This is a genomic window from Tardiphaga sp., from assembly GCF_044340795.1.
In the GTDB taxonomy this organism is placed as follows: Bacteria; Pseudomonadota; Alphaproteobacteria; order Rhizobiales; family Xanthobacteraceae; genus Tardiphaga.
This window is the reverse complement of record NZ_JBIISY010000195.1, coordinates 1-11,062: the sequence shown is the minus strand read 5'-3', so window position 1 is coordinate 11,062 and position 11,062 is coordinate 1. Positions and strand designations below refer to the sequence as shown.

Below are 11,062 nucleotides of genomic sequence, written 5' to 3'. Positions count from 1 at the left end.
CACGCTCGATACGATCACGATAGAGGCCGCCTTCGATTTCTCGAGATAGGGCATCGCAGCCGCGACCGAGTTGACGGTGTGCATCATGTCGACGCGGAACGATTTCTCCCACGTCTCCGGTGTATCACCGACCGCAAGTGCGCTGACATTGCAAACGAGAATATCGACACCGCCGAGTTCAGCAGCCGCATCGTCGATCCACGCTTGCAACGCAGCGGGATCGCCGACATCAACCGCACTGCCCTTCGCCTTGATACCCCTGCCCGTCAGCTTGGCGGTTGCCTTGGTCACATCCTCCGCGTTGCGCGCGCAGATCGCGACATTGGCGCCTTCGTCGGCAAACAGTTCGGCAATCGCGAGCCCGATGCCCTTGCTGCCACCGGTGACCAATGCATTGACGCCCTTCAGTCCGAGATCCATGCCCAGCTTCCTTCTGTTGAGTCAGTGGCAGCGACTTACATGCAAGCAGTAATGTTACCCCAACACCTAGCAAGCTTCATTCCACGAACGTATCTACCGCGCTATGCCGGTCGCCGGCAGACGAGATCGATCTCGATCAGCGCATCATAGGCCAGGCCAGTCACACCGACGCATGTGCGGGCCTGCAGGCGATCCTGCGGGAAATAGCTGCGATAGGCTTCGTTCATCGCCGCGTAGTCCTCCTTGAAGCGCGTGAGATAGATTCGCGACATCACGACATGTTCGAAACCGAGACTCACGCCCGCCAGGACGACACGCAGGTTTTCCATGACTGCATGCGTTTGTGCCGCGATTCCATCCGGCAAGACGCCCGGCGCCCCCGGCGTGTCAGGCATCTGGCCGGTGACGAAGACAAAGCCGTCGGTCTCGACCGCATGGCTGAACGGCGCGACTGGCTTCGGGCCACCGGATATCATGTGGAATAGCAACAATGTCTCCTCGCCACTATTTTAGCTTCGTGATGTGTGATCAAAGACACGCTTGCTGAGAATGGCGTGGACGCCCCAATTGCCATCCACCACCTGTGTCACGCCAAAATCCACCGCGACCGACATCAGTGCGATCGCCTCGTCTTCGCTGAGGCCTTTGACACTCATCAGGAAACGCCTCATTTTGCGAAACGCATCTTTCATCGCGAGATCGAGCGACGAGGTGGCATAAACCTCGCTCTGCCCCTTGGCGCCGAATTCGGCGAGATAGTTCGGATGGCTGAAGCCCATGAGCACCCAATCGCTCGCTGTTTCGATCAAGGGATAGCTGAGATCGGCGAAAGGCTGGTTGGTGAGATCGCCTTTCTTATGCAGGATAACCTGAAAGGTGCCGGTCATCGAGCATTCGATGGCCGTGCCTCCGAGTTCCCCGTCGCCCTGCGCGGCATGGGGATCGCCGACCGACAGCAATGCGCCAGGCACAGAGACCGGAAGATAAATCGTCGATCCCCTGCCGAGCCGCCAATTGTCGAGATTGCCGCCAAAATAAGCGGGCGGCACGGAATCCACGAGATCGGCTTCGCGCGGCGCCACGGCGATGACGCCGAAATGCGGCCGCAGCGGAATCCGGATGCCGTCGAGGACATCATGCCGACGTCGCACTGAGGATGGCGGGATCGGAATGCCGGGATAGTCATAGGTGGCGTGCAAGGTGCCGAACGGATCGGTCTGCGGTTGCCAGCGATAGGAATACAGTGCGCGCGCATATGGCTCGGCGTCATCATCAATGATCTCGTAGATGGTAACGGCCTCATGGGCATTCTGCTCCGCCAGAAACTCCTTGTAGTGATAGCCCCACCACGCCGCGACGCTGCTGCCGAACACCCGGCCCGCGAAATCCGGATTGCGGCTGGCGCGCGGCACGATATCGAGAATGCGAATTTCCAGCACGTCGCCCGGCTCGGCATCCCTCACCGCCGCCGGCCCGGTGCAGATATGCACGCCAAATCCTTCGCCGGCCCCGCGGCCGTAGATCGAGGCATCGAGCGGCCCGGCGCCACGGCGATCGACATTCTTCTGATGGCGAGTCCAGTGAAACACACTCTCGGCACCGACATCTCCCTTGATCATGCGCTCGGGATCGTCCGAAGCATGTTGGGTCAGCGTCTCGATGGTGATGGTGTCACCTGAGCCGATCTCGATCTGCGGCGGCAGCGAGCGGCTGAAATAGCCCCAATGCACCCGCGACGCATCGGCGGCGAGATGATGATGGCGCGGCGTATCCGCCAGGGCGACATCCTGCTGATCGACATGCACCGCCGGCTTTTGCGCCAAGGAAACGTTCTGGCTGCGGAGTTGCGCAAGCGCCTGCTGTGGCCAGCCGCGCTGCCCGGCCGCTGCGGCGGAGGCCGTCAGCCGTTCGGATTCGGCCTGACGGAATTCGCGCGGGGAGACGCCGAAGCGCTGGCGAAAGGTGCGGCTGAAATGGGCGGAGTCGTTGAAGCCGACGCGAAACGCGATCTCGGAAATCGAATGATGCGCCTCCGCCGGATTGGACAGATCCACCCAGGCGCGCTGCAACCGCCGCTCGCGCAAGTAATTCGTAAAGCTGCTACCAGTGCCCTCGAACAGTCTTTGTAGATAGCGCTCCGAAATGCCTTCGGCTGTAGCGATCTTAGCCGGCGTCAGATCGGGATCGTCGAGCCTGCGCTCGGCCGCCTGACACAAGCGATGCAGCGTGGCGGCCTTGTTGGCCGTCCCGCTAGCGAGGTCGCCCGCGCCGCTGCGCTGCTGGCGCGCGAACGTGGGGAGCAGATCGGCGAGGCTCTGTGCCAGCGCATTCCACTCGACATCGGACAGCGCTTCCAGATCGCGCGCGGCGAGTTCGATCATTTGCGCGAAGACGCTGGCGAAGCCAGTGGGGGCGATCACATGCACCTCGTCGCCAGTGGGCATGGCCCGGCGACCATGGGTCGGCTCCGACGTCACCGCCAGCACTACCGCATGCATCGCCCGTTGGAACGAGACGCTCCAGTCTCCGGCACGCGGCAGCAGAATGAGATGACCGGCCGCAACGATCTGATGGCCGCCCGCCGTCTTGAGCACGACGTTATCTTCGACCGGCAGCAACACCAGCGGATGATCCGAGGCGCGGTCGGTGCCCGCCGACACGGCCTGCGCGCCTGCCGAGAGTTTCGCGAGCGTCACAGCCTGGAAATTGCGACGCACCGCTGTGGCATGGCCGGCGTGAATGGTTGTGGCTGCCGTGGGCTGCAAGCCGATGGACACAAGGACGTCGCGCCACGCCTCCGGGCGCTCGCCTTCGGAATAAGACTCACTCGTATATGGACGCAGGGTCATGCTTCGACCTTCATAGCCGAAGCGAAGCAACCTCTGTGCCATCCCGAAGGATGAGACGCCCTGCTCCGCGAAGGCCGCGCGATCAGTCACACCGGAACACATTCTTGCGGATGGTGCCATGGACGCCCCAATTGGCATCCACCACTTGGGTGACGCCGAAATCCGCCCCTACCGACATCAGCGAGATCGCCTCATCCTCGCTGAGCTTGTGCACTGTCATCAGGAAGCGGCGCATCTTGCGAAAGGCATCGCGCATCGCGCGATCGAGGCTGGAATGGTTGGCGATCTCGGCCTGCGCATTGGCGCCTAGCTCGGCAAGATAATTCGGATAGGTGAAGCCGTAGACCGACCAGGCATCCGGCGTCTCCAGCATCGGATGCGTCAGCCCCTCCAGCGGGGTGCCGCCGAGATCACGATGCTTGTGCAGGATGAATTCGAAATCGCCGGTCAGCGAGGTCTCGATCGCGGTGCCGCCGAGTTCGCTGTCGCCCTGCGCCGCATGCGGATCGCCGACCGAGAAGAACGCGCCGGGGACAGCAACCGGATAGAACATCTTGGCGCCCTTGCCCACGCGCCAGTCGTCGATATTGCCGCCCGTATAGCTCGGCGGGATCGACGACACGTAATCTTCCTCCGAGGGCGCGAGCCCCATGGTGCCGAAATGCAGCCGCGCCGGCACGCGCACATGGGAGAGGATATTCTCGCGCTTGACGATGGTGGCGTGATCGACGCGTACGCCGGGATAATCGATCGTCGGATGCAGGATGCCGTCGGGATCCGTCTGCGGTGTCCAGACATAGTTGTAGACCGCTTTCGCAAACGGCTCACCCGACGTATCAAGCTCGAAGATCGTCACCACCTCGCGCGGTTTCGGCTCCTCGATCAGATCGTGATAGTGGAAGCCCCAATTCGCTGCGACATTGGAGCCAAAACATTTGCCGGCATGACAGGCCTTGCAGGCCGGGCGCGGACGGACATCGAGAATTCGCACTTCCAATACGTCGCCGGGCTCAGCGCCCTCGATCGCCACCGGGCCAGTGAGCAGATGCACGCCGACGCCCTCGCCGGAGCCGCGGATGAACGGGCCTTCGGTTGGGCCCGAGCCACGCCGCGCCATGGCTTTATGCTCGCGCGTCCATTTGAACACGCTTTCGGCGCCGGGATCGCCCTCAATCATCCGCTCATAATCGTCATTGGCATGATGGGTCAGCGTCTCAATGGTCGCCCGGTCGCCGGATTTCAGCGTCAGCGCCGGCGCAACGACCTTGCTGAAATAGCCCCAATGCATGGTTTTCGGCGATACCGGCAGGAGATGATGCTTCATGCAAAGACCCTCACGACGACTGAAACACGATAACTGGCGATGATGCTCACGCGACCTCGGCCTCCATGGCACTGAGGAAGCGCTGCGCCACCGGATTGCGGGGATGGTTGAGCACCTGATCGGCCGGGCCTTCCTCGATGATCGCGCCGCCTGCCAGTAGCACCACGCGGTCAGCGACTTCGCTGGCGAAGCGCAATTGATGCGTGGAGATGATCATGGTCAGCCCGTCTTCCACCGCCAGACGGCGGATGACGTCGAGCACCTCATTGACCAATTCGGGATCGAGCGCCGAGGTCGGCTCATCCAGCAGCAACACGCTCGGATTCGGCGCGATGGCACGGGCGATGGCCACACGCTGCTGCTGTCCACCCGACAGATGACGCGGCAGTGCATCGGCGCGATGGCTGAGGCCGACACGGGCGAGTAGCTCCGACGCCCGGCGATCCGCATCGGCGCGCGAGATTCCATGCACCCAGCGCAGCGGGCCCGCAATATTCTCCTTCGCCGTCAGGTGGCCGAACAGGTTGAACTGCTGAAACACCATGCCGACGCCGACCTCGGCCCGCGCCTGCGCCAGCAGGCGTGGCGGCAGTGCCTTGCCATGCGCGTTGAAGCCGAGTTGGCGGCCGCCAACCTTGATGGTGCCGCCATTCCACAATTCGAGATTGTTGATGCAGCGAAGCAGCGTGCTCTTGCCGGAGCCCGACGGTCCGAGCAGCGCAATCACCTCGCCGATCCGTACAGTGAGATCGACGCCATCGAGCACGACCTGCCTGTCATAACTCTTACGCAAGGCTGCGACATCGACGGCCACATTGTTTCGCGCCAGCGTGTCGGCGCGTTTGCCGCGATCGATCCGCTCGGACGACGCGCGCGGCGGCGGCAATTCGGCGACACCCCCGTCGGGCAGGATGTCAGGCTGCTCGGCGTCGGCCGCCGCCGACGGACCATCGCTCTCCCGAGCCCGAGACCACGGCATCAACCAGTTTCGCCTGATTTGCTTCGACGTGCGATCGAGATCGAACAGCCATTCAAGAAATAGCTGAATGCCGGCGATAGCGGCCGTGAGGACCAGATAGATCAGGCCCGAGGCGAAGAAGATCGAGAAGAAATCGAACGTCGCCGAGGCCATTTGTGTCGAGCGCAGCGTCAGTTCCTGCACGGCGATTACCGAGGCCAGCGACGAATTCTTCAACGCGCTCACGGTCTCATTGCCGAAAGCGGGAATCATGGACCGGATCGCCTGCGGCGCGATGATCCGGCGCATCAGCACGCCGGGCGTCATGCCGAGCGCCTGCCCGGCGAGTTTCTGGCCGCGATCGACGCCGAGCACGCCGGAGCGCAGCATCTCGGCAATGAACGGCGCCTCGTTGCACGCCAGCGCAAGACCGGCCGCGAGAATGGCCGGCAGCTTGATACCGATCTGCGGCAGGGCGTTATAGGCGAACACCATTTGCAGGATCAGCGGCGTGCCGCGGAAGATCACGGTGTAGACCCGAGCAAAGCCGGCCAGCGCCTTGAAGCGGCTGAGCTGCATCCATGCCAGGATCACACCGAGGATCAGACCGCCGAGCAGACCGAGGGCGGTGACCTGCAAGGTCGCCACGATGCCCTCGATCATATACGGCATGGTCAGATAGTGGAGGAACAGCTCCATGGAGCAGTCGTCCTTCTGTAACAGCGACCTTACTTGACCGTGAGCAGGCCGGGCTCCATCAGGTTCTCCGGGTCGAGATTCCACTTCTTCAGCAGCGCGAGCTGGTCGCCAGACTTGTAGATCTCGGTCAGCGCCGCCTTGACGGCATCGCGGAACTTCGGTTTGTCCTTGGGCACGCCGATGCCGACCTGATAGGGGATCGTCACCGCGATCGCCTTTTCCAGCTTGTCCGGATAGGCCTTCACCGCATTGTCGACAGTGTTGACGTCGTTGATATAGGTGTCGGCGCGGCCAGCGAGGATCGCCTGGATGCAGTTGGCATTGTTGTCATAGAGCTGGATGGTCGGCTCCGGCTTGCCGAGCTTCTTACATTCCGGACCGAGTGCCTGAATCAAGGGCACCTCGACATAACCGGTGTTCTCGGCCGCCGCCGCGCCACAGAGCGAGGTGTCGATGCCGGTGATCTTCTTCGGATTGCCTTTGGCGACCAGTACTCCGTCGAATACCTTCGAATAGGTGATGAAGTCGGCCGCCTTGGCGCGCTCTTCGGTGGCATAGATGTCGGAGATCACGATATCGGCCTGCCCGCTCTGCAGCGTAGTCAGCAGCGCAGCGAAGGCCACGGCCTTATAGGTCAGCTTGAAACCGAGGCATTCGCCGATCATCTCACCGAGATCGATATCGAAACCGATATATTTGCTGGGATCCTTCGGATCGATCGATTCATAGCCGGGCGTATGCGGATTGATGGCATTGACGAGCGTCTTGCCTTTCCAGTCCGGATATTTCGCCTGCAACTCGGCACAGGCCGCTGGCGCGGCGGCCTTCGCCGGTCGAGGCACCGATGCCGACCAGCAGCAATGCCCCGAGCGCAGCGACATGCATCAGCCCGTGAAGACGCGGAAAAGACAGCGTGATCATTTGACCCCTCCTTCGACGTTATCGCGGCACAGGCCACGGTTCGAACTTCGAAGAAGCTAGTGGAGGTCGCAGCTGGAAAACTTGTCTGAGGGCGTACAATAAATTGGATCGGCGGATGTCAGACCGCAGGCAATCGACGCCCATTAATTGGGCATCCATGTCTTGTCGGTATTTCGTCAGTCATCATTGCATCGCTCTCTGTTCGCTTTGCGCCGATGACCGACAGCGTCACACGTCACATTTGAGATCAGCGTCCCGCGCCAAACCGATACGGCCTCAGATAGATCGCCGCTACGCCGCCTCGTCGCGGGACTGATACAGCTTGTAGAGCATCCGCTGGCCGATGCGGCGGAACGGCGTGAACGGGTGCGTCGGCAGCGGCGAGGTGAAGATCGGAAGATCCTGGCCCGCGAAACTCTTGCCTGCGATCATCGAAGCCATGCGGCGGCCAGCCTGCGCCGAATAGGACACGCCATTGCCACCATAGCCGAGCGCGTAGAACAGCGTCTGCGTCGGATCGGGCCGGAAGATGCGTGGCATCATGTCGTGGCTGACATCCACCCAGCCCCACCATGAGTAATCGATCTGAATGCCCTTCAGCGCGGGGAATTTGCGATGCAGCCCGTCGATCAGGAGCTGCAGATGCTTCTGGTTGGCGGCATCGGCGCCGGTGATGGCGCTGCGGCTGCCGATCTGCACGCGATTATCCGGCAGGCGCCGATAATAGAAGCGCAGCGTGCGGGTGTCGGTGATGACCTGGGTCGTCTTGAAGCCAGTCGCCTCCAGCTCGGCATCGGTCAGCGGCCGCGTGACGATCGAGTTCGACATGATCGGCATGCAGCGCCCGCGCAGGAACGGCGTCAGGCCGAGCGATGTATAGGCCCCCGTCGCAATGCCGACGGCACGCGCACGCACGGTGCCGCCCGGCGTGCGCAGATGATGCACACCGCCCCGCGTGGTGATTTCCAGCACCGGGCTGCCCGGATGAATCCTGGCACCGAGTTCGCGCGCCATGCGCATGTAGCCGAAGGCCAGCTTGGCGGGATGCACGCCGGTCCCGAGAGGCTCGTGCACCGCCCCGACGCATTCGGCCTCGTTCACATAATCGCGGCGCACCTCGTCGGCCGACAGCACACGTGTCTTGTAGCCGAAGATCTCGTTCTGCACCTTCGACTCGGCCGCGATCTTGTCGAGCATGCGCTGGCGATGGGCGAGATAGAGATGACCGCCACGCTGCGGCTCGCAATCGATATTGCCGGTCTTGATCAGGTCCTCGAAGGTCTCGAAACCATCCTGCACTTCGGCATGCAACCGCAGCGCAACATCGCGTCCCCAGCGCTCGATCCATTGCGAACGCGACAGGCGCCCCGATGCATTCTGCCCCTGCCCGCCATTGCGCGTGCTGCAGCCCCAGGCGACGCGATTGGCTTCCAGTACCACCGCCTTGATGCCGTATTCGCGGGCGAGGAAGATCGCGCAGGCAAGGCCCGTATATCCGGAACCGATGATCGCCACATCGGCATCGACATTGCCGCTGATCGGGCCATCATCCGCTGGCAGCGTGCCGGCCGTTGCGGTCCAGTAAGTCGGCGCATAGTCGCGATTGGTGCCCGGTCCGGGGGAGACCAGCGGATCGTGGTGTTGATCGTAGGGGGCGATCGACATGAATGGCGCTCCTTACGACGCGGCTGCCGCGGTTTCCTTGGCGGGCAGCGGCGGCCGGTCCTTGCGGAACGCGCTCTTGCGCGAGATCTTGTCGCCCGTGAAGGTGAAGAGATCGCAACCCTCGGCTTCGATACGCAGGCCGTTGGCGGCCGTGCCGCGGAAAATCCATTCCGACAGTGCGCGATCACCGAACACGCTATGCGACGTGCAGGTCCAGCTGACATCGGGCATACCGCCCCACACTTTCTCGAAGGCGGACTTCACATCGGCTGTGCCGGTGATGCGGTTGCCATATATCTCGGTGCCGACGGCGGTATCGAACACGATGTCATCGGTCATGCAGGCCATCACGCCATTGGCGTCGTGGCGGTTGAATGCCTCGAACAGCGTGACGAGCAGCTGTTGGCGCGCGGACGACTCGGACATTGCAAAGCTCTCTCGATCGTTTAAGCAAAGCCGGCGCGGCTGGCCGACCATGACGCGACGTTGCCAGTGGCCTCGTTGCGCGATTAGGGCCAGATGCGGCGAACCACCCGGCCAGAGCGCCCCAACAATCTGGACCAAGCATTGGCGCGGTTTGGCCCTGCCCCTCGCGTCGGGGTGCGCCATGGTGGCAGCATGACGGAGCTTTGGACTGACGTGACATGCATGACCTGATGATCGCGATCGGCGATCTTGGCACGGCGCTGACGCCGAAGCTGGTTCTGCTGTCCGTTGCCTCGATCTTCATCGCTGCCGTGCTGCGCGGCTATACCGGCTTCGGCTTCGCCCTCGCGGCTGTGCCATTGCTCAGCCTGTTCATGAATCCCGTCGAGGCCGTGCCGGTGGCGATCGGATTGCAGCTCGCCGGAAGCCTGATGGATTTCCGCAAGGCGTCGCAGACTTGCCACTGGCCCTCGCTGCGCTGGCTGACGCTGGGCGCGGTGATCGGCTCGCCATTGGGCACGTTGATCCTGAGCGGGATCTCGGCTCCTGCAGCCCGATTGGCGATCAGCGCGATCACGCTGTTTGCCGTGTTCGCCCTGCAACGTGGGTTTGCGCTGCCCGAAACGCCACCGCGCCCGCTCACCACCATCACCGGCTTTTTCTCCGGCCTGTTCAATGGCCTCGCCGCCATGCCCGGACCGCCCGTGGTGGCCTATTACATGTCGCTTCCCATGCCGCGCCGGACGGCGCGCGCGTCGCTGATGGTGTTCTTCCTGATGACCTCGATCACCGCGACGGTCAGCTTCGTCAGTGTCGGGATGATGACGATGCACACCGTGGGCCTGTCGCTGCTCGGCCTGCCCGTGATGTGGCTTGGCACCAAAGTCGGCGAACTGGCGTTCCGTCTCGGCAGCGATGCGCTGCACCGACAGACATCGATCGCCAGCCTCGGCGTCATCGCACTTGTCAGCGCCGTGAAGGGCATCGGCGAACTGACCTGAGCCGCCTCACCCCAAGCGCGCGATGATACGGCCGAGGCGTTCGATGCCGGGCTCGATGCGGTCGTTGCGGATCGAAGAGAAGCCGAGCCGAAAACTGTTGGCACGGCTGCCTTTGGTCATCGCGAACACATCGCCGGGCTCGATCACCACGCCTTCGGCCAGCGCCGCCTTGGCGAGTTCGGTTGCATCAAAGCCGGCGGGGCCTGTCACCCAGTAGCTCGTGCTGCCGACGCCGCGCACAAAACTGCAATTGCCGAGATGCCTTGGCAGCAGCTGATCGAGAATACGCGCGCGTTCCAGCAACACGCGCGAGACGCGTTGCAAATGCGAGCGGTAATGACCGAGGCCGATGAACAGTGCCGCCACGCGCTGATTATTGAGCGGCGGATGCCGCAGCATCAGCCGCCGAAGCGCCCGCAGCTCGCGGATCACCGGCGCAGGCGCCGTCACGTAGCCGAGCCGCAGGCCCGGCGCGAGCGCCTTGGACAGGCTGCCGACATAGAGTACGCGATCATAGCGATCGAGGCTCATCAATGGCGGCAGCGCCGGCCCTTCCTGGATCAGCTCGCTCTCGTAGTCGTCCTCGATCAGGACAATGTCGCGCTCCTGCGCTTTGCGCAGCAGTTCCAGCCGCCGCGCCTCGGGCATCACAGCGGTCGTCGGGCATTGATGGCCGGCGGTGACATAAGCAAGATCGCAATTTTCGAAGCTCGTATCCGGCACCATGCCATCGCGATCCACCGCGAGCGGCACGATATTGTCCGTCAGCATGCCAAAAATGTTGCGGGCATCGGGATAG

Annotated in this window: 10 protein-coding genes; 1 reads left to right on the top strand and 9 read right to left on the bottom strand. The window is 62.8% G+C overall.

All coding sequences use genetic code 11. From position 1 onward, the window contains the following. From ACIQ17_RS24895 to ACIQ17_RS24860, 8 genes are all read right to left on the bottom strand, one after another. The coding region (locus tag ACIQ17_RS24895; protein ID WP_398471943.1) for an SDR family NAD(P)-dependent oxidoreductase at positions 1-420 on the bottom strand (420 nt) is incomplete at its 3' end. A gap of 101 nt (positions 421-521) precedes the next feature. Beyond that, a complete protein-coding gene (locus ACIQ17_RS24890; protein WP_398471941.1) occupies positions 522-908 on the bottom strand; it encodes a RidA family protein in 387 nt (128 codons plus the stop codon). A 21-nt stretch (positions 909-929) separates the two neighbouring features. Next, on the bottom strand, positions 930-3,269 hold the full coding sequence (locus ACIQ17_RS24885) for an acetamidase/formamidase family protein (protein WP_398471940.1): 2,340 nt from the start codon (positions 3,267-3,269) through the stop codon (positions 930-932). 82 nt (positions 3,270-3,351) lie between these two features. Beyond that, complete coding sequence (locus ACIQ17_RS24880; RefSeq protein WP_398471939.1) at positions 3,352-4,593, bottom strand: acetamidase/formamidase family protein; 1,242 nt, start codon at positions 4,591-4,593, stop codon at positions 3,352-3,354. Between the two features lie 46 nt (positions 4,594-4,639). Next, positions 4,640-6,250 (bottom strand): amino acid ABC transporter permease/ATP-binding protein, encoded by a 1,611-nt coding sequence (locus tag ACIQ17_RS24875; RefSeq protein WP_398471938.1) that lies wholly within the window; start codon positions 6,248-6,250, stop codon positions 4,640-4,642. Positions 6,251-6,279: 29 nt separating this feature from the next. Next, entirely contained in the window at positions 6,280-7,131 is an 852-nt protein-coding gene (locus ACIQ17_RS24870; protein WP_398471936.1) for an ABC transporter substrate-binding protein, read from the bottom strand. Between the two features lie 331 nt (positions 7,132-7,462). Beyond that, on the bottom strand, positions 7,463-8,836 hold the full coding sequence (locus ACIQ17_RS24865) for an NAD(P)/FAD-dependent oxidoreductase (protein WP_398471935.1): 1,374 nt from the start codon (positions 8,834-8,836) through the stop codon (positions 7,463-7,465). 12 nt (positions 8,837-8,848) lie between these two features. Continuing rightward, complete coding sequence (locus ACIQ17_RS24860) at positions 8,849-9,262, bottom strand: nuclear transport factor 2 family protein (RefSeq protein WP_398471934.1); 414 nt, start codon at positions 9,260-9,262, stop codon at positions 8,849-8,851. A 218-nt stretch (positions 9,263-9,480) separates the two neighbouring features. On the opposite strand from ACIQ17_RS24860, the gene ACIQ17_RS24855 reads away from it, so the two are divergent. Further along, positions 9,481-10,263 carry a sulfite exporter TauE/SafE family protein gene (locus ACIQ17_RS24855; RefSeq protein WP_398471933.1) on the top strand — a complete coding sequence of 261 codons (783 nt, stop codon included), beginning with the start codon at positions 9,481-9,483 and terminating at the stop codon, positions 10,261-10,263. Positions 10,264-10,269: 6 nt separating this feature from the next. On the opposite strand, the gene ACIQ17_RS24850 is transcribed toward ACIQ17_RS24855, so the two are convergent. Beyond that, on the bottom strand, positions 10,270-11,062 hold a 793-nt coding region (locus ACIQ17_RS24850; protein ID WP_398471932.1), incomplete at its 5' end, for a PLP-dependent aminotransferase family protein.